Genomic DNA, 16,820 nt, shown 5'->3' with positions numbered 1-16,820 from the left:
ACCTCATAATCACTATGGATGCGTACAACAAACCAAGTATATTATATTCGTTTAAGCGAAATAAGACAAGACTTTTTTAACGCAAGTAGTTCACTTTCTTATAAAACCGACAAAATAATTTTGAAAAGCAGGAACAATAAGTATATACTTATGTCGTAAAATAATAGATGATTAAAACGGGAGGAGAAAGTCGACTCTATGAGTAAACCAAAAGCGCAAACCCAAGTGATTTTTCCGTTTGACAGCAACATCCGCTATCTACCTCTTGTCTATCTTATCCCGGCAGACCAGATCGTCAGGTATCCTGCGCTGAATATACTGCCACGGTGTCTTTCTGAGATAGCGGCATCCGAACCGATGATGGACTTGCTCGACAGTGACGCTTTCTTGAAGGATATCATGGATGCCACCGCTGCTTTGGCTTTTCCGCACTTTGGCTTTGGCGGGTGGAAAGAACACTACACTGGCTACTGTCCAGTTTGGCGGCTCTCCTATGCGCTACCACTTTGGGCCAGCTTGATAGAGCAGGAATGTGGTTGGGGGTTGCAGCTTTTATTTCGCATGAAGCCTGGAACACAAATTCCGTTTCTAGACGCCGATCAGGTAAGAGAATTATTTGCCCATGTGGTGAAGCGTGCGATTACGGAGCAGGGATGGCAACCAATTTTGGATATCGTGCGAGAAATGCCCTGCGATGAAGATTTTGAAAAATGGGATACCAACGCTCGCAAAGACTTCCTCCGCAGGTGGTATCACACCCGCTCCAAGAAGGTACAGACCGTTTCACTGGAAGGAATGCTGGAAAACAGTGATGACGACAGTCCTATTTTCCATATTCCAGACCCAAGCCAAAATGTAGAGGAATATGTGATTGCTAAGGACTTTGTGGAACGGTTTTTAGAGACCTTGCCCCTGAAAGATCGGCAGATTGTTGAACTGAGACAGGATGGATTTACTTACGAGGAAATTGCGGACAAACTGGGGTATAAAAACCACAGCGGAGTTATCAAACGAGTGGAGGCGGTAAAAAAGAAACTTCAAAAGTACAGATGCAGCGTATGAAAGCCACGCAGACCAGAAGGTTGAGCGTGGCTTTTTTTGCGCTCAAGCCGGATAAAAAGAGGTGAAAATTTCCCCGAATTTTTGAAGGATCGCCGTTGAATGAACGATTGACTGTTTTTGTGTCGGTTATTTTCTGGAGAGCGCGCCACCGTGAAGCGAACGGATTTCACGGTTTGGCGGGCTTTTTTTCATTTCCGGCAAATCTCACACAAAACAGCGAAACCGAATATTGCTCTTTGTGGGGCAGACATGGAAAGGAGAGAGAACAATGGGCATTCGAGAAGAAATCAAGTCCTATATTGTCCGTTCTGGCATGACCATGACAGAGGTGGTGGATAGGTTGTACGACGATTACGATTGGAGCCGCAGCGTCCCCAATCTATCCGGCAAGTTGCGTCGGGGTTCCCTGCGATACCAAGAAGCCGTGGAGCTTGCGGATGTGCTGGACTATGACATTGTCTGGGTCAAGCGCAAGCGGTAAGGAGGTACAATGGCACAAAAAGCACAACACGCAATCTTACGCTTCGTCAAGCACAAGGCGGGGCCGGCAGGGGCATTGGAAGCCCACCACGAGCGCACAAAGGAGAAGTACGCCAGCAATCCCGATATTGACATCAGTAAAAGCAAGGACAATTTTCACATTATTCAGCCTACGCAGAAGTACCGAAAGGAAATTGACACTCGCATCAAGGCGGCGGGGTGCCGCACCAGGAAGGACAGCACCATGTTTGTGGACACGCTGATAACCGCTAGCCCGGAGTTCTTCACGGGCCGGAGTAAGAAGGAGGTACAAGCCTATTTCACGGAGGCCGTGGCCTTCATGGAGAAGAAGGTGGGCCGGGGCAATATCTTCTCCGCCGTGGTACACATGGACGAGAAAACGCCCCACCTCCATCTGTGCTTCACCCCCATCACGGAGGACGGGCGGCTGTCCGCCAAGGAGATTTTGGGCAACCGGGCGCAGCTCTCCCAATGGCAGGACGAGTTTCACGTCTACATGAAAAAGGCGTTCCCCGTCCTCAAGCGGGGCGAGAGCGCCCTTGTCACCAAACGGAAGCACATTCCCACATGGCTGTTCAAGCAGTCCGTAGACCTGACCCGCCAGCAGCAGGCCATAGAAAAGGCGGTATCTGAAATCGGGGTGCTGAACGCCGGGAAGAAGCGGGACGAGATTTTGGAGATTGTGGGGCCGTACTTCTCCCGGCTGGAAAAGTATCTGGGGCAGATGAAGAAGTACCAGGCCACCATCGACTATCTGACGCAGGAGAACGAGGGCCTGAAGGAAAAGGTCAACAGCGAAAAGAGCATCCAGAAGAAGATGGAGGTATTGACACTGAAAAAGGAAAACGAGCGGCTGCGGCGGTTTGTGGAGAGTATTCCCCCTGAGGTGCGTCGGATACTAAGAGAGCAGCAGCGCCAGCAGCGACCCAAAGATCACGATCTGTAAACCATCTTTGAGAAACACGGAGGTACATTTGGGTAGAAGAAAAAAGCTGATCAACAACACCGATATTCCCCAGCACCAGATCGAAGCAATAGCTCGCTGCATCCTGCCGGACATTCTGGCCTTCTATGAGAGTGAGGAAGGGCAGCGGGAGTTTTCTGAATGGAAGAAGCAGAGAGAAATGGAGAAGCAAGAGGCAAAACCAGAATAAGGGCATAGCAAAAGCGGGGTGTCATCCGAAAATGGTGGCACCCCGCCTTTTTTGCGTTTATATGGATTTCTTCTTTTTCCGTGGTCCTCTTGGCTTGGAGGTCGGTTTACGCTTCACCCCGTTGCGAAAATAGGCGGTTTCGTAACGGTCAAAGAAAACAAATAATCCGAACCCATCTCCTATCGGAAACAAGTTCGGATTATATTGGTTTGGTGCGCCTGAAGGGACTCGAACCCACACGCATCGCTGCACGAGAACCTAAATCTCGCATGTCTACCAATTCCATCACAGGCGCATATTCAGTTTTAAAGATCGCGGGCACCAGAAATGGAACGGTAATTCTCCACTGAGGTGACAGCACCGAAATCCTGCGCATCTGCCAATTCCGCCATACCCGCATATCAACTTTTCCTTTGGATGATATTCTACAGCTGCTGAACCCTATACTCAGTACATATAATCATACCCAACTGCAGAAAAAAAGTCAATGAAAACAGATACTTAAAATTCAGTTAGCTATTGACAACCATGGTTAGCGGTGGTAAACTTACCCTGTTAATTGGTTAGACATTGCAAACTCTAAAATATCTATACTGAGAAAGACCTGCTAATAAAAGTCAAGTAGAAATTTCAGATTTTTAGAGAAGCAAAAAAGCAACACAAAATCAAGCCGCTGAGCATTTCAAAATTAAAACGGCGGCCAGCCAGATGGTATAACGCTGGGAAATCAGTCGTGTTCCAGAGAATCCAAGTAGGCTTTCACAGAAGCATAGTAGATGCGCAGGAACTTGTTGGCGGAGGCCATCATGTAGACACGGTAGGGCTTGCCCTCAGAGCGTTTCTTGTTCATGAACTGGTAGACCGGCTCATCCATTGGAGCGCATTGCAGGAGAACGCCCATCACCAGAAAAAGCGTTCTGCGCAGCGAGGCAGATCCCCGCTTGGAAATGCTGCGGCTACGAACATCCATTTGGCCGGATTGGTAAGGTGGGGCGTCAATACCTGCAAAGGCCACCAGCGCTTTCTTGGAATGAAAACGGCGCACATCGCCAATTTCAGCCATGAGTTGGGGGCCGAGCGCGGGGCCAACACCAAACATCTCCATCACCACAGGATACTCCGGCAGAGAAGCCGCCAGAGACTGCATCTCCTGCTTAAGAGCAGCTAACGCGGCGGAAGTTGCCCGGAGTTGGGAAATGGCCTGTTCTACCAAAAGTTTTGTGGTATCCGTTTTGGGCATGACACCGAAGTGTCCACAGGCGGAAGCGTAAATGTCCAGCGCCTTATCTTCGCTGAAATTGTAGCCGTGCTTTTTGCACCACTTTTGGTACTTGGCGGTAAAGGCCTTCTCAGACAAGCCACAGACGCACTCGCAATGCCAAAAAGCAGCTACAAAGTCCACCCATTTCTCGCTGCCGTCGGCGCGGGGCGGACTGGTAAACAGGCGGTTTGCGTCCGGGAAAGCGGTGTCCAGGAGGGAAATCAGGTTGTTCTTCAGCATGGTCCGCACTTTGGAATACTGCTGGTACTGCCGGTAGCAAGACTTCAGCATGAGCCGGGTATCTTCCTCCGGGACATATCTCGGCAGCGTGATCCAGTGGTCAAGGCCGTAGTTGGCCAGCTTCACGGCATCCTTCTTGTCAGTCTTGGCCCGTCTTAAACTGTTGTTCCCGTAGTCATGCACCAGCATTGCATTGACTACGGAGACATAAAGCCCCGCGTCGTGGAGTAGCCAGGCCACCGGCGCGTGGTAATTGCCCGTGGACTCCATCACCACACGGGTCTCACCGTCCAGGCTTTTGAGCAGCCTTGCCAGCTTACTCAGTTCGCTGTCGGTGTGAAGTACCTCAAAGGGTGAGACTACCACCTCTCCGAAGGGCCGCATGACGGCGATCATGCTTTTTCCTTTGGAAATATTGATGCCAACGCAGTTCATCCACATTCCTCCAATACAACGAATCTGCAACCGGAATCCATCTTTTCTCGCTGCCGATTCAATCTATTGGGTGACACGAACTCTCCGGCATCCGGTGGCTCAACCTGCTCAAATCGAACGCTGCAACAAGAGGATGGCTGACAGTCTTTCTAACGGACATAGAAGCCCAAGGAGTGAATGGTCAGCCAGTTGCTCCTCTTATTGTAGCTTAGGCACGAGATGGAGGGGAAACCGGACTGGCTGCCCGGCTTCCCTGTCCAAATTTATTGTAATAGGAGTGATTCCTATTATGCCCCTCTCCCTCTCGCAAACTGGCTGCGTGGCAAATATTAAGGCCATTCGCGGCAAGGATGAGACCCGTCGATTTCTGGAGAATCTGGGTTTTACCGTTGGGCAGCCCGTTACAGTAATCGCTCAGCTCAATGGAAACCTGATTGTCAATGTAAAAGATAGCCGGGTGGCTATCAGCCAGAGTATGGCAAACCGCATTATGGTATGACGTGCTTTGGATGTGGTTGGAAAGGAGAACATAGCGATGAGTAAGACACTCAAGCAGGTCAAGTGCGGTGAAACCGTCACCGTACAAAAGCTGCAGGGAGAAGGCCCCGTCAAGCGCCGGATCATGGACATGGGAATCACCAAAGGTACCAGCATTTTTGTGCGCAAGGTGGCTCCTCTGGGCGATCCGGTCGAAGTGACCGTCCGAGGCTACGAGCTTTCTCTGCGCAAGGCGGATGCAGATATGATCCTGGTGGAGTAATTCCACCGGTTCTGTTTGACCGCTTTTATTTTTGTCTATGGATTAGCATAAGCTAATTAAAAGGAGGAAGCAATCATGTCCATTCGCATGGCACTGGTGGGCAACCCAAACTGCGGCAAAACCACCATGTTCAACGCCATGACCGGAGCCAACCAATATGTGGGCAACTGGCCTGGCGTTACAGTAGAAAAGAAGGAAGGCAAACTGAAAGGACATCCCGATGTCACTGTCACTGATCTGCCCGGCATCTACTCCCTCTCCCCTTACACCTTGGAAGAGGTGGTCAGCCGAAACTACCTGCTCAATGAACATCCTGATGTGATCATCAATCTGGTGGACGCTACCAACATTGAGCGCAACCTCTACCTCACCACTCAGGTCCTGGAGTTGGGGATCCCTGTGGTGGTTGCGCTGAACATGATGGATGTTATCAAAAAGCGCGGCGACCAAATCAACAGCATCAAGCTGTCGGAAAAGCTGGGCTGCCCGGTCATTGAGGTCTCTGCGCTACGGGGCTCCGGACTGAAGGAGCTGTATAACAAGGCGATTGAGGTGGCCTCTCTAAAGGAGCCCTTCCGTCCGGTTCATTCGTTCCAGAAGCGGGTGGAGCAGGCGCTGGAAGTAATTGAAAATAATATCTCCGGCCATGTGGATGCCAGCCAGCTACGCTGGTACGCTATCAAACTGTTTGAGAAAGATGAAAAGGTCTTGGCTTCCCTTGAGGGACGCATGAAGCTGCCCGCTGAGATTCAGGAAACTATCGCTGCCTGCGAAGAAGAATTGGATGATGACGGTGAATCCATCATCACCAATGAGCGCTATCAGTACATCACCTCCATCATTGGCAGCGTAGTGAAAAAGGCCCGCACCGGCCTGACTCCCTCCGACCGTATTGACCAGATCGTCACCAACCGTATCCTGGCCCTGCCCATCTTTGTGGTGATCATGGCTCTGGTTTACGCCATCTCCATGGGAAGCTGGACGGTTTCTATTGGTACCAAAGCCACTGACTGGGCCAACGACGGCCTGTTTGGAGACGGCTGGTTTGTCCCCTTCACCGCAGACACAGAGGCCTGGGAAGAGGCCTCTGGTGCTCACGAGGAGGCCAATACTGTGATTGAGGGCTTCCTGGCCGCGGCGGAAAAGGCCGGCGTGGACACCAGTGAGTTTACTGCCGCCCGGGAAGATGGCACCTTGGACGATGCTATGATCCAGGCCTTTGCCGCTCAGACCGCTGATCTCACCACTGACGTCTACTTCTATGACGATGAGACCGGCGTCACCACAACCGAGACCGTGGACCTCTCCCACTTTGAAGAGGCCCTTACGGTTGAGGAGCCCGATCCCAACGAATATGGCACCTGGGTGCCTGGCATCCCTGTCTTGGTGGAGAACCTCCTCAATAGCATCGGCTGCAACGAGGTCGTCTCAGGCCTGGTGCTGGACGGCATTGTGGGCGGTGTGGGCGCTGTTCTGGGCTTTGTGCCTCAGATGCTGGTGCTTTTCTTCCTGCTGGCTCTGCTGGAGGATTGCGGCTACATGGCTCGTATCGCCTTTATCATGGACCGGATCTTCCGCCGCTTCGGCCTGTCCGGCAAGAGTTTTATTCCCATGCTGGTGGCCACCGGCTGCGGCGTCCCCGGTATCATGGCCTCTCGGACCATTGAACAAGACCGGGACCGTAAGATGACCATTATGACCACTGGCTTTATCCCCTGCGGCGCTAAAATGCCTATTGTGGCTCTGTTTGCCGGAGCCCTGTTCGGCGGCTCCTCTTGGGTCGCTACCTCCGCCTACTTTATCGGTGTGGCAGCAGTCATTATCTCCGGCGTCATGCTGAAGAAGTTCAAAGCCTTCGCCGGCGAGCCCGCCCCCTTTGTCATGGAGCTGCCCGCTTATCATGTCCCCACCCGTGGCAATGTCCTTCGCGCCACCTGGGAGCGCGGCTGGTCCTTCATTAAGCGGGCCGGCACCGTCATCCTGCTCAGCTCCATCATTCTCTGGTTCCTTCAGGGATTTGGCTTCACCGCTGACGGCTTTGGCATGGTAGCCGACAACAACGATTCCCTGCTGGCCTCCATCGGCAAGACAGTTGCCTTCATCTTCGCTCCCCTGGGCTTCGGCACCTGGCAGGCTACTGTGGCCACTGTCACCGGCCTCATTGCCAAGGAGGAAGTGGTGTCCACCTTCGGTGTTACGTTCCCGGGCAATCTGTCGTTAGAGATGGCTGAACACTTCACGCCTATCGCCGCCTACGCCTTCATGATCTTCAATCTGCTATGCGCCCCCTGCTTTGCCGCTATGGGCGCCATCAAGCGGGAGATGAACAACCCCAAGTGGACTCTGGCTGCTATCGGCTACATGTGTGGCTTTGCGTATGTGGTCTCTCTGATTGTTTATCAGCTGGTGGGTCTGGCCCTTGGTGAAGTGGCATTTGGCGCTGGCACCATCGCCGCCATCCTGGCTCTGGCCGCTATTATCTATCTGCTGGTGCGCAAAGGCTACCGTCCCAGTGAGCAGGAGCAGCTCTCCGCCCGCCGCTCGGTCAGCCGCGCATAAGATCAAGGAGTTTAATATGGGAACTTTTATTGTATTAGCAATCGTAATTTTGGGCGCAGGCCTGGCCGGGCGCGCCATGTGGAAAGACCACAAGGCAGGCAAGCACTGCGCAGGCTGCCCCGGCAACTGCGGAAGCGGCTGCCACTGCCACGACCATCACACCGCCTAAATATTTGCCGCCCTTCCCGCTTTGGGAAGGGCGGCTTCTTTTTTCTTCTGAAAAGGATGATTGGACATGAAAAGAAACCTTACGGTTCTCTTCCCTGTACATCACCTCAATAGAGATCTTTAATAATATCCACGCACTTATCAATTCCAAGCGTCCCGCTGTTCAGAGTAACATCATAATTTTGTGCGTGTCCCCACTTCATATTGGTATAGAAGCGATGATAAGGTACTTCAAAATGAAGTAGCTTGTGTGCAACGAGAAACCTGCGAACGACCTGAATGTGCATCCTGTGACTTAGTGCTTCCTGTTGAGAAAGTCCTGTCCGCATATGATATGGCGATCTCAGCCCTTTGTACCCAACAGAAGCAAGAGAGCGAATGCGCAAAGTGTAGCGGCATCATATACCGTCAAACAGACAGCGGGAAAATCATTCCAGTTGGTCAACGGTGTGGCGCAAAAATTACACCTCCCTGCTATGTGCCGGATGGAGATGGATGTGCTTATCAAATCTATGGAGACAACAACGATGAGCCAATAGACCGTTGTAAATCTTGCCCATTGTGCCAAAGCGATAAGATCAGACATAAACAAGAGTCTATACACAATGATCCTCTGGCGCTTGATGAGCTGCGACAGATGCGCGGCGAACCTGTGTGGTGTAAAGAGTTAGAATGCTACGGCATTGTGAAGATGGAGAAAGTCGGAAGATGGGCAAACGAGCTATTTTTGGTTGGAACATGGCATGATGGCGATGTCGCCGTAAACTTTGAGTACGATATCAAATCACGCGGCCTTACGCTTTATCGACATAAGCCGAATGAGGTGTGAGATGAACTTTAAGCAGTTTGTACGGTGGAGATTAGTTTGCTTTGTTCAAACTCACATCAGACATTGCCAAGAATGCCTTGGCAGTAATGGGCACTGCCAAGAGTGTAACGACTGGCACCACTTGTTCCGCAGAGACTGGCAACGGACGTATTGGAGAAGGAAGTCCTGATCATGAGCAATAACGCGAACTGCATTACCTGTAGGCATAAAAAGGGCTTCTTAGTTCCGTGCGATTGGTTGAAAAACCAAAGAACAGTGATTATGCCGCCCTGCCCAAGATACGAGTCCGAAGAGGAGGATACCGATGCCCGAATTAAACTTGAAGCCACTACCTTGCCCATTTTGCGGCAGCACAAAGCTGAAAGTCGATCAGAAAACAAGCAGCAATACGAAGTGGAACCCCGAAACAGGACGATGCGATAAGCTGGTCGTCGTTACGGTTCGTTGTAACAAATGCCACACGAGAGGCCCGACGGTCTCTATGTACGCAGGGTGGTATGATCGGCCTGCTCAGGTTTTGAATAATGCTGCTATCGAAGCCTGGAACCAGCGTATCGAAAAGGAAGTGACTAACGATGCCGGCATATAAAATTGGAATTACAGAGGCTGGCGATGCCGGCGTTGATCTGTCATGGGTTGACAAAATGGGATCTGTCGATGGCGCAGTGCTCATTACCAAGTGCATTTCTCCTAATTTTGTCGATGCAGCTATGAAGTTCAAAGACAAGGTGATTGTCCACGCGACGATTACTGGCTATGGCGGTACCATCTTAGAACCTCTTGTTCCATATCCATACGAACAGTACGGAGCGGTCATGTACCTGATCGAAAAAGGATTCCCCAAAGAGAGAATTGTAATCCGCGTAGATCCTATCGTCCCAACCGAAAAAGGCTGCGAAAAAGCGCTTAACGTCATCAAAACATTCATTGATATGGGTTTCAATCGCTACCGGATCAGTGTAATTGATATGTACCCCCATGTTCGAGAGCGCTTCAAATCTGCAGGACTTCCTCTTCCCTATGGGCCAAAGTTCTCGCCAAACGAAAGCCAGCTTAGAGCAGTAGATGGGATAATCTTGGACGCCAAAAACTACCTCATTAGCCTCGGGAAACCGCTCAAAGATTTGCGCATCGAATCTTGTGCTGAACCTGGATTAACAGAGGCGATTGCCTGCGGCTGTATTTCTGGGTACGATCTTGAACTGCTCAAACTTTACTATGGAAACCCGCCCGACAGAATAGGATATCAGCGTAAGAACTGTATGTGTTATTCGGGTAAGGTTGAGTTGCTGGAGCATAAGCAACAGTGCCCACATAGTTGTCTCTACTGTTATTGGAAGACAAAGTAGGACTAATAGGAGGTCAATTACTTATGCGTTGGCTGATAAATTATATCAGATCTTGTTTTTGCAAACACGAATGGGAATTGATTTTTGACGTATTCGTAGAGGGAGACATAAAATCGTTCAGTTGCAAAACATACCGATGTAAAAAATGTGGCTACTCAAAACGATACCACAGTCATTAGGAACAAAAAAAAGAGCGTAGGTGAAAACCCTACGCTCTTATAGCTTTAGACTTCTTCGCCGTTGTCATTACTAATGAACCGGCCTTCAAAATGACAATCCATAGCGTCGGCAATTTCTATCAATTCTCTCTCGCTGAAATTGTCTCGCTTCAACTTGCCGCTGAGATTTTGAGAGGTACATCCGAGCCGAGAGGATAACTCTTTCAGGCTCATATTACGCTTGATCAGTGCAATCCGAATTTTCTCAGCCATTGGCATAATAGCACCTCCCAACTTTTAATTTCATTGTAAACCGAACAACTACGAAAATCAATAGAAAATTTCAAGAGTAAGTAAATGATGATTTTCTTCTTGACACAGGTAATCGCTCAAGATATTATGTAACTGGAGAATTACCACCCATACAAAAGCAAGGAGGAGATAGTATGGCTGGATTAAAACGAACGGATAACAAAGGCCGTATCCTTAAAGACGGCGAGTCCCAGAGAAAAGATGGGTCGTACCGATACCGTTACACTGATGCTGACGGTATCCGTCATGACGTGTATAGTAAGCGGCTCGTTCCCACCGACCGCGTTCCTCCGGGCTGTAAAGATGACCTTAGCCTGAGAGAAAAAGAACGCAAAATCAACCGTGATCTGGAAGACGGGATCAAAGCTGCAGTCGAAAACAAAGCTACCCTCAATGATTTGTTTGAGCTGTATATGGCAAACAAACCCGAACTGAAAGATACCACCCGCAGCAACTATCTTTATATGTACAACAAGTACGTGCGAAATGATATTGGCAAGAAGAAAATCGCCAGTATCAAATACTCAGATGTCAAGGCTTTTTATAATAAGCTCATCAAAGAAAAGGGTTTCAAGCCAAACTCAATGGAGATCATTCACACCATCATCCACCCTGTATTTACCTTGGCCGTCCGAGACAACTATATCCGTATCAATCCAGCCACCGGTGCGATGGCAGAAATCAAAAAGAGCAACAACTGGGAGAAACCCAAGCGCCACTCATTGAGTATCGCAGAGCAGTCTGCTTTTATTGAGTATGTGAGGGAGCATAAGGTTTATAATCATTGGCTCCCCGTTTTCACAGTTTTGCTTGGTACAGGATGCCGCATTGGTGAAGTTGTAGGCTTGCGCTGGGAAGATTGCGATTTCGACGATGGGATTATCAGCATTAACCACAATATGGTTTATCGAAAATATGTGGACGAAGAAAAAGCAAGGTTTCATATTGTAACCCCCAAAACAGAGGCAGGCATCCGTATCGTTCCTATGTTGTCAGAGGTTAGGGCTGCTCTGGAAGCGGAATGGGAAACTCAAAAGATAATCGGGTTCAATGAGTCTGTCGTTGATGGATATACCGGCTTCATCTTCCAGAACCGATACGGCGATCCTCTTTCTCCTCACAGTGTCAACCGAGCCATAGATCGTATCTGTGCCGCCTATGTCGAAGACGAAACGGTACGGGCCGATCGGGAAGGGCGCGACCCCGTATTGATCCGGCATTTTTCCGCACACAACCTACGCCATACCTTCTGTACTCGCTTTTGCGAAAACGAAAAGAACATCAAGGTCATCCAAGAAATTATGGGTCACGCCGACATTGAAACCACGATGAACATTTACGCGGAAGCTACCAAGGAGAAAAAGCAAGAGTCGTTCTCCAATCTCGAAGGGAAAATAAAAATCTCTTGATGGAGGGCTTCAAATGGGAAAGTTAATCGACCTCACTGGGCGAACATTTGATATGTTGACCGTTGTAAAAAGGGTAGACGATAGGAAGCCAGGTCGTCCTATGTGGCTATGCCAATGTGAGTGTGGCAATACCGCCGTTATCTCTTCAACCAATTTGTTGAAGAAAAACGGAACAAAATCATGTGGATGTCTTCGGCACCAGCAATCACCTACCCTCATTGATCTGAAGGGTAGGTCATTCGGAAAGTTGACAGTGATACAGAAAGACTCAGAAGCAGAACCGGGCAAAGCGAAGTGGATCTGCGAATGCGAGTGCGGAAATATCGTATCTGTGCTTTCTGACAGCCTCCGCAGCGGCAAAACTAAATCTTGCGGTTGCTCCCAGTTCCAAATCAAACACGACCTTACAGGCCAGACCTTTGGTTTTCTCAAAGTGATTGAGCCGGTAAAGAACACAAGAATCAGAAGCAATGAAACCAGATGGAAATGCCTCTGTCAGAATTGCGGACGCACAGTGGAAGTTAGCAGCTATTGGCTCAGGCACAGCGATCCTTATGGGCACTGCAAATGTACCAGATTTAATAAGCCGCTCTAAGGCCATTTACAGCCTCTCTAAGCGTTCTAAATTTTAGGGGTAAAACTACCCTCGGAAATCCCAGTCGTCGCTCCTGCGTTACCCAGCGGCTCCGCTGGCAAAAAAATAGGGTGCAGAAATAAATCTGCACCCTATAATTTTTTAGCCTCTGCCCTTGCCTTTGCCCTTACCTTTGCCTCCACCGCACTTAGCCATTTTCGACACCTCCCTTCCTTTTGCATTTATAAAAAAAGAGAGCCGGCCCGTAGGCCAACTCTCTTACCAAGCATTGTGCTTGGGTGATCTCGCCGATCTAAAATTGCTTTTGAAATAAGAGGCTCTTCCAACCCTCCATATTTCAACTTCTCAACCCGCGTAATTTTGCTGGGGTAACTCTGGGGTTTTGAAATGAAATGGGGTAAAGCTGGGGTAAAATGAAAATCGCCTCTCAATTTATGCAATTTTTTATTCATAAACAGGCATTTTACCGCTGTTTTCGCCTATTCTTGAACATTTTTCAGAGATTAGTTATCGAGTGGTTTCATCGTGGGGATTTGAGTTCTGACCGTTTCATCTTGTTTCAACATAGCCTGTTGTGCCATAAAACCGCCACCTTCATGACATTCTTCATACAGCTTTGATTCCATTTCATGCCTTCCTGCGCCGTTTGGTTTTGAGCAAAAGTTGTGGGAAAGTTGTAAAAAGTTGTAGTGGCTCAGAATTGGCTCGAAGATGGCTTAAAATTGGCACAATGAATGGCTACATTGCTTTGAAAGGCAACAGCCCCAGGAAGAGTAAAGCCTGCATGGATACTGCCAGCATCAGCAAGCAGATTCATACAGAAACAAGTATAGCATAAGCCCCAGAGATGTTCAAGTCAACGATTTTTTCGCAGTGCAATCCAATTTCATACCTTATATATAAAAAGGAGATTCTTATGCCAGCCTATCAATTACAAATTAAACAGGTGGTGGACTATCCACGTTGTCGGATTTACCGACAGTTTATCCATCGTCTGATAGATGACCGGAGCATTCGCGCAAGCGGCGGCTCCGGCCTTTTTTATTATACCGTGCTTTGCAGCTTTGCAAACTTCCGCACCTCATACCGGCGAATTGATGGCATCAGCTACACCGTCTACCCCGGCGAATGGGTCTGTACGCTCAAAGAGCTTTCTCAATGGTTTCGGACTCGTTTTCAGTGTCAGGCGCTTTCCATCCTGGGAGAGCTTCAGCAGCGTCATCTCATTGACTTCTCCTCTCTGGGGCGAGGGAATGTGATCCGCTATAAAATCCGGAACTGGTCCCGACACAACACGGTTCTGGAGTATAACGCTCCCTGTCAAAAGGACACCGGCTTTTTCTTTTTACCGGTATCCATCGTTACTGATTTAATCAGCTCTGACCGCTGTTCTGAAATGGACATCGTGCTGGATCTATGGGTCTCAGCCATCTACAACGACAGTCAAGTGCAGGGGTCGGCGCTTGGGCCTGTAGCCTATTTTCGCAATGGCACCGGCAACCCTTTGGTCACCTATACGGAACTTTCCGCTCGCTGGGGCCTTTCTCGGGCCACTGTTGGCCGTATTCTTAAAAAGCTGTCCTCCTTGGACTATATTTCCCTCATGTCCTTCCCCGGCCGCCACGGCAGTGTAATCTATCTTAAAAACTACTTGTCCACCATGTTTGAAATATCTGATGTGATGGTGGACAAAGAGGAGGTCGCTATGACACTCAATATCCGTCTGGAGCTTCCTGCGGAGGGCTGTGTTGACCAGGAAGAGCCCACCATGGAGCATGAGGTCATCGTTTCAGACGAACTCTCCAGCGTTTCAAAAACTCACATTGAAATCATCCTGCAGAAAATGGCGCAAATCCTGATGGCACAAGGGATTTCGTGCTTTGGATGCTCCCTCTCTCACTACAAGTTATATCCTTTATCGGGCGACTGCCGGGAAGTATTACTACCCCGCGCGCGCGATCAAACGGTGCTGCGCTTAGGCTTGGCTGTGTTGTGCGGCAACAAGCAGGTCGCAAGTTTTGAACTTACTCTCAACCCCATTGTTGAAAACGATTAAGGAGGCATAACCATGAAGAAATTTGACGAAAAGAATGTTGCTGAAAACCCGCTGTACCACGACACCTGGAAGCTGCTGAAAAAATACCGTGATGTGGTTTGGAGCCTGGAGCTGTCTGTTCAGCATGTCCGGACAAAATTTGAGATCGAGTATGGCACTTCCATCGAGGATTTTCTGGATTCTGTCTACCTGGCCGGCGCCGATCTGGCGGGCAGCGATATTGAGCATCACGCCAAGTGCATTGAGCGCAGCCACAAAATGCTGAAATTGCTGGATTCGGCAGTCGATCTGCTCCGCACCAAGCACAAGAACGGTGAAGCATACTACTGGCTTCTGTACTACTCTTTCCTCTCCCCCCAGCAGCTGAAAAATGTGGAGGAGATCATCGAGAACCTGCGTCCTCATATCCGGGATATTTCCTTCCGCACCTATTACCGTAAGCGGCGGGAGGCCATCGAAGCCCTCAGTTCCGTGCTGTGGGGATATACCTCCAAGGACAGCCTGGATGTGCTGGAGCAATTTTTCCCAGACTTGAAGGCCGGCGAAAACAAGCAGGGCAAATAATTGGCACATATCGGGAAAATAATTGGCGCGTTTCTGCCCTTGAGGCGTAAATCTCCATGTGTTAGACTGAATATGCTCAAACTTGCACCCAAAACCGAATACGGACAGAGAACAGCGCCTTTTTCCGAGGTGCTTTTTCTGTCCAAACGGCCGTCCGGCCCGGGAATAAGCCCGCATCTGTAAATCAGGTGTGGGCTTATTCTTTGCTTTTTGAGCAACGATCATCACATTTGGATTGGAGGTCCTCAAACATTGAAGAAACTGAAACTTCCCCAGCCGAAGCGGAAAGATGCCGACCGCACGCCTCAGCATCATTTTTCCGCTGCCAAACTCGCCTATATGGCTTTTCTCTGTGTCACGATGTCGCTGGTCTTCTGTCAGCCGGCCTTCGCTGCAACCGATGTTTGGTCTAAAGCCAAAGAGATCATGCAGGATGTCTACACGCAGATCGTCGCTATTTCCACCATTGCGGCCATTGTGACCGCCTCGGTCGCCCTGCTGTTGATGAACTTCTCCCGCTCCGGCCGGACCGTCGATGAAAGCCGTGCTTGGCTGAAGCGCATCTGTATCACCTGGGCGATCCTCAACGGATTGGGCTTTATCATGGCTTATGTGACGCCTCTGTTTGCCGGCGGTCAGTGGGCTGGATGACAGAGACAACTCTACACCCGCTGGAAGGAGGCGTAATTTATGGGTATCCTGGATGGCATCGTTGAATGGATTGCAGAGCAGATCATGGCAGGTCTCGACCTTGTGACTACTTCGGTTTTGGGCGCGCTTGGTTGTGACATGACCGTTTTTCTGCGCTATTTCCCCGCCGCAGAGACGATGTACGGGATTTTTGTAGCTCTGGCTGTCGGTCTGATTTTGCTCAACTGGGTATGGCAGCTGTTTAAGAATTTTGGTCTGAGCGCCGGTATCGAGGCAGAAGATCCTGTGAAGCTGAGCATCCGCTCGGTTCTCTTCATTCTGCTGGCACTTTTTTCAGACGAGATCATCAACACAATACTGACCATCGGCGGCACCCCGTACCGCTGGATCATGGATTCGGAACTGCCGCCCCTCAGCTTTGCTGATTTCAATTCGGTGATGCTGGTGATCATCGGTGTATGTGCCAATGGAGCCGTGGCCTTGATCACTTTGATTCTGGTCGTCATTTTGGCATGGAACTATCTGAAACTGCTGCTTGAAGCAGCGGAACGATATGTATTGCTTGGTGTGCTGGTCTATACTGCACCAGTCGCTTTTGCGATGGGGGCAAGCCAAACCACATCAAACATCTGGAAATCCTGGTGTCGGATGCTGGGCGGGCAGATTTTTCTGCTGCTTATGAACGCCTGGTGCCTGCGCCTATTTACGAGCATGGTTGGTTCGTTTATCTCCAACCCGCTTTCGCTTTAAGGAGGGG

General features: G+C 49.7%; 20 protein-coding genes and 1 tRNA gene. 16 read left to right on the top strand and 5 right to left on the bottom strand.

What is annotated here, in order from left to right; translation table 11 throughout:
• Positions 1–198 precede the first annotated feature (198 nt).
• From ACEVJL_RS11015 to ACEVJL_RS11000, 4 genes are all read left to right on the top strand, one after another.
• Positions 199–1,062, top strand: coding sequence for an RNA polymerase sigma factor (locus ACEVJL_RS11015; protein ID WP_374737854.1), 864 nt, complete (start codon positions 199–201; stop codon positions 1,060–1,062).
• 268 nt (positions 1,063–1,330) lie between these two features.
• Complete coding sequence (locus ACEVJL_RS11010; protein WP_072849870.1) at positions 1,331–1,543, top strand: phosphoribosylglycinamide formyltransferase; 213 nt, start codon at positions 1,331–1,333, stop codon at positions 1,541–1,543.
• A 9-nt stretch (positions 1,544–1,552) separates the two neighbouring features.
• Complete coding sequence (gene mobV / locus ACEVJL_RS11005; protein ID WP_374737852.1) at positions 1,553–2,509, top strand: MobV family relaxase; 957 nt, start codon at positions 1,553–1,555, stop codon at positions 2,507–2,509.
• A gap of 28 nt (positions 2,510–2,537) precedes the next feature.
• Positions 2,538–2,717, top strand: coding sequence for a hypothetical protein (locus ACEVJL_RS11000; RefSeq protein ID WP_055180738.1), 180 nt, complete (start codon positions 2,538–2,540; stop codon positions 2,715–2,717).
• A gap of 210 nt (positions 2,718–2,927) precedes the next feature.
• Here the strand turns inward: ACEVJL_RS11000 and ACEVJL_RS10995 are convergent.
• Together ACEVJL_RS10995 and ACEVJL_RS10990 are read right to left on the bottom strand one after the other, a co-directional pair.
• Positions 2,928–3,012 (bottom strand) — tRNA-Leu (locus ACEVJL_RS10995).
• Between the two features lie 432 nt (positions 3,013–3,444).
• On the bottom strand, positions 3,445–4,653 hold the full coding sequence (locus ACEVJL_RS10990; protein ID WP_374737850.1) for an IS110 family RNA-guided transposase: 1,209 nt from the start codon (positions 4,651–4,653) through the stop codon (positions 3,445–3,447).
• A gap of 289 nt (positions 4,654–4,942) precedes the next feature.
• Here ACEVJL_RS10990 and ACEVJL_RS10985 point away from each other — a divergent pair, with 289 nt between their 5' ends.
• The 7 genes from ACEVJL_RS10985 to ACEVJL_RS10955 all read left to right on the top strand — a co-directional run bounded on the left by ACEVJL_RS10985 (position 4,943) and on the right by ACEVJL_RS10955 (position 10,318).
• A complete protein-coding gene (locus ACEVJL_RS10985) occupies positions 4,943–5,152 on the top strand; it encodes a FeoA family protein (protein ID WP_008980245.1) in 210 nt (69 codons plus the stop codon).
• A gap of 36 nt (positions 5,153–5,188) precedes the next feature.
• Positions 5,189–5,413: a FeoA family protein gene (locus ACEVJL_RS10980; protein ID WP_020989522.1), complete on the top strand. Its 225-nt coding sequence runs from the start codon at positions 5,189–5,191 to the stop codon at positions 5,411–5,413.
• Between the two features lie 75 nt (positions 5,414–5,488).
• Positions 5,489–7,972, top strand: coding sequence for a ferrous iron transport protein B (gene feoB / locus ACEVJL_RS10975; protein ID WP_374737849.1), 2,484 nt, complete (start codon positions 5,489–5,491; stop codon positions 7,970–7,972).
• A gap of 16 nt (positions 7,973–7,988) precedes the next feature.
• Positions 7,989–8,141, top strand: coding sequence for a FeoB-associated Cys-rich membrane protein (locus ACEVJL_RS10970; protein ID WP_008980242.1), 153 nt, complete (start codon positions 7,989–7,991; stop codon positions 8,139–8,141).
• Positions 8,142–8,390: 249 nt separating this feature from the next.
• On the top strand, positions 8,391–8,969 hold the full coding sequence (locus ACEVJL_RS10965; protein ID WP_374737848.1) for a hypothetical protein: 579 nt from the start codon (positions 8,391–8,393) through the stop codon (positions 8,967–8,969).
• Between the two features lie 304 nt (positions 8,970–9,273).
• Complete coding sequence (locus ACEVJL_RS10960; protein ID WP_374737847.1) at positions 9,274–9,558, top strand: Lar family restriction alleviation protein; 285 nt, start codon at positions 9,274–9,276, stop codon at positions 9,556–9,558.
• Positions 9,545–10,318 carry a DUF1848 family protein gene (locus ACEVJL_RS10955; protein ID WP_374737846.1) on the top strand — a complete coding sequence of 258 codons (774 nt, stop codon included), beginning with the start codon at positions 9,545–9,547 and terminating at the stop codon, positions 10,316–10,318. Before ACEVJL_RS10960 ends, ACEVJL_RS10955 begins: the two co-directional genes overlap by 14 nt.
• Positions 10,319–10,542: 224 nt before the next feature.
• On the opposite strand, the gene ACEVJL_RS10950 is transcribed toward ACEVJL_RS10955, so the two are convergent.
• A complete protein-coding gene (locus ACEVJL_RS10950) occupies positions 10,543–10,755 on the bottom strand; it encodes a helix-turn-helix domain-containing protein (RefSeq protein ID WP_374737845.1) in 213 nt (70 codons plus the stop codon).
• 167 nt (positions 10,756–10,922) lie between these two features.
• Between ACEVJL_RS10950 and ACEVJL_RS10945 the strand changes: the two genes are divergently transcribed.
• Positions 10,923–12,197: an integrase DNA-binding domain-containing protein gene (locus tag ACEVJL_RS10945; RefSeq protein ID WP_374737844.1), complete on the top strand. Its 1,275-nt coding sequence runs from the start codon at positions 10,923–10,925 to the stop codon at positions 12,195–12,197.
• A gap of 268 nt (positions 12,198–12,465) precedes the next feature.
• On the opposite strand, the gene ACEVJL_RS10940 is transcribed toward ACEVJL_RS10945, so the two are convergent.
• Both ACEVJL_RS10940 and ACEVJL_RS10935 read right to left on the bottom strand, forming a co-directional pair.
• Positions 12,466–12,798, bottom strand: coding sequence for a hypothetical protein (locus tag ACEVJL_RS10940; protein WP_374737842.1), 333 nt, complete (start codon positions 12,796–12,798; stop codon positions 12,466–12,468).
• Positions 12,799–13,295: 497 nt separating this feature from the next.
• Positions 13,296–13,418: a hypothetical protein gene (locus tag ACEVJL_RS10935; RefSeq protein WP_374737841.1), complete on the bottom strand. Its 123-nt coding sequence runs from the start codon at positions 13,416–13,418 to the stop codon at positions 13,296–13,298.
• 290 nt (positions 13,419–13,708) lie between these two features.
• Here ACEVJL_RS10935 and ACEVJL_RS10930 point away from each other — a divergent pair, with 290 nt between their 5' ends.
• From ACEVJL_RS10930 to ACEVJL_RS10915, 4 genes are all read left to right on the top strand, one after another.
• Positions 13,709–14,848, top strand: a complete 1,140-nt coding sequence (locus ACEVJL_RS10930; protein WP_209346584.1) for a MarR family transcriptional regulator — start codon at positions 13,709–13,711, stop codon at positions 14,846–14,848.
• A gap of 12 nt (positions 14,849–14,860) precedes the next feature.
• Complete coding sequence (locus ACEVJL_RS10925; protein WP_007712695.1) at positions 14,861–15,412, top strand: hypothetical protein; 552 nt, start codon at positions 14,861–14,863, stop codon at positions 15,410–15,412.
• Between the two features lie 252 nt (positions 15,413–15,664).
• A complete protein-coding gene (locus ACEVJL_RS10920; RefSeq protein ID WP_007712699.1) occupies positions 15,665–16,063 on the top strand; it encodes a hypothetical protein in 399 nt (132 codons plus the stop codon).
• Between the two features lie 39 nt (positions 16,064–16,102).
• Entirely contained in the window at positions 16,103–16,813 is a 711-nt protein-coding gene (locus ACEVJL_RS10915; RefSeq protein WP_117777638.1) for a hypothetical protein, read from the top strand.
• Positions 16,814–16,820: the final 7 nt, after the last annotated feature.

Origin of the sequence: Flintibacter porci, assembly GCF_041925195.1 — a bacterium.
In the GTDB taxonomy this organism is placed as follows: Bacteria; Bacillota; Clostridia; order Oscillospirales; family Oscillospiraceae; genus Lawsonibacter; species Lawsonibacter porci.
This window is presented reverse-complemented; position numbering and strand designations above follow the sequence as displayed.

Bases quoted from the DNA above. Each gene is read 5' to 3' on its own strand.
- ACEVJL_RS11015 (WP_374737854.1), top strand. From the start codon at position 199: ATGAGTAAACCAAAAGCGCAAACCCAAGTGATTTTTCCGTTTGACAGC.
- ACEVJL_RS11010 (WP_072849870.1), top strand. From the start codon at position 1,331: ATGGGCATTCGAGAAGAAATCAAGTCCTATATTGTCCGTTCTGGCATG.
- mobV (WP_374737852.1), top strand. From the start codon at position 1,553: ATGGCACAAAAAGCACAACACGCAATCTTACGCTTCGTCAAGCACAAG.
- ACEVJL_RS10990 (WP_374737850.1), bottom strand. From the start codon at position 4,653: ATGAACTGCGTTGGCATCAATATTTCCAAAGGAAAAAGCATGATCGCC.
- ACEVJL_RS10985 (WP_008980245.1), top strand. From the start codon at position 4,943: ATGCCCCTCTCCCTCTCGCAAACTGGCTGCGTGGCAAATATTAAGGCC.
- ACEVJL_RS10980 (WP_020989522.1), top strand. From the start codon at position 5,189: ATGAGTAAGACACTCAAGCAGGTCAAGTGCGGTGAAACCGTCACCGTA.
- feoB (WP_374737849.1), top strand. From the start codon at position 5,489: ATGTCCATTCGCATGGCACTGGTGGGCAACCCAAACTGCGGCAAAACC.
- ACEVJL_RS10970 (WP_008980242.1), top strand. From the start codon at position 7,989: ATGGGAACTTTTATTGTATTAGCAATCGTAATTTTGGGCGCAGGCCTG.
- ACEVJL_RS10960 (WP_374737847.1), top strand. From the start codon at position 9,274: ATGCCCGAATTAAACTTGAAGCCACTACCTTGCCCATTTTGCGGCAGC.
- ACEVJL_RS10955 (WP_374737846.1), top strand. From the start codon at position 9,545: ATGCCGGCATATAAAATTGGAATTACAGAGGCTGGCGATGCCGGCGTT.
- ACEVJL_RS10950 (WP_374737845.1), bottom strand. From the start codon at position 10,755: ATGCCAATGGCTGAGAAAATTCGGATTGCACTGATCAAGCGTAATATG.
- ACEVJL_RS10945 (WP_374737844.1), top strand. From the start codon at position 10,923: ATGGCTGGATTAAAACGAACGGATAACAAAGGCCGTATCCTTAAAGAC.
- ACEVJL_RS10940 (WP_374737842.1), bottom strand. From the start codon at position 12,798: ATGGCCTTAGAGCGGCTTATTAAATCTGGTACATTTGCAGTGCCCATA.
- ACEVJL_RS10935 (WP_374737841.1), bottom strand. From the start codon at position 13,418: ATGGAATCAAAGCTGTATGAAGAATGTCATGAAGGTGGCGGTTTTATG.
- ACEVJL_RS10930 (WP_209346584.1), top strand. From the start codon at position 13,709: ATGCCAGCCTATCAATTACAAATTAAACAGGTGGTGGACTATCCACGT.
- ACEVJL_RS10925 (WP_007712695.1), top strand. From the start codon at position 14,861: ATGAAGAAATTTGACGAAAAGAATGTTGCTGAAAACCCGCTGTACCAC.
- ACEVJL_RS10915 (WP_117777638.1), top strand. From the start codon at position 16,103: ATGGGTATCCTGGATGGCATCGTTGAATGGATTGCAGAGCAGATCATG.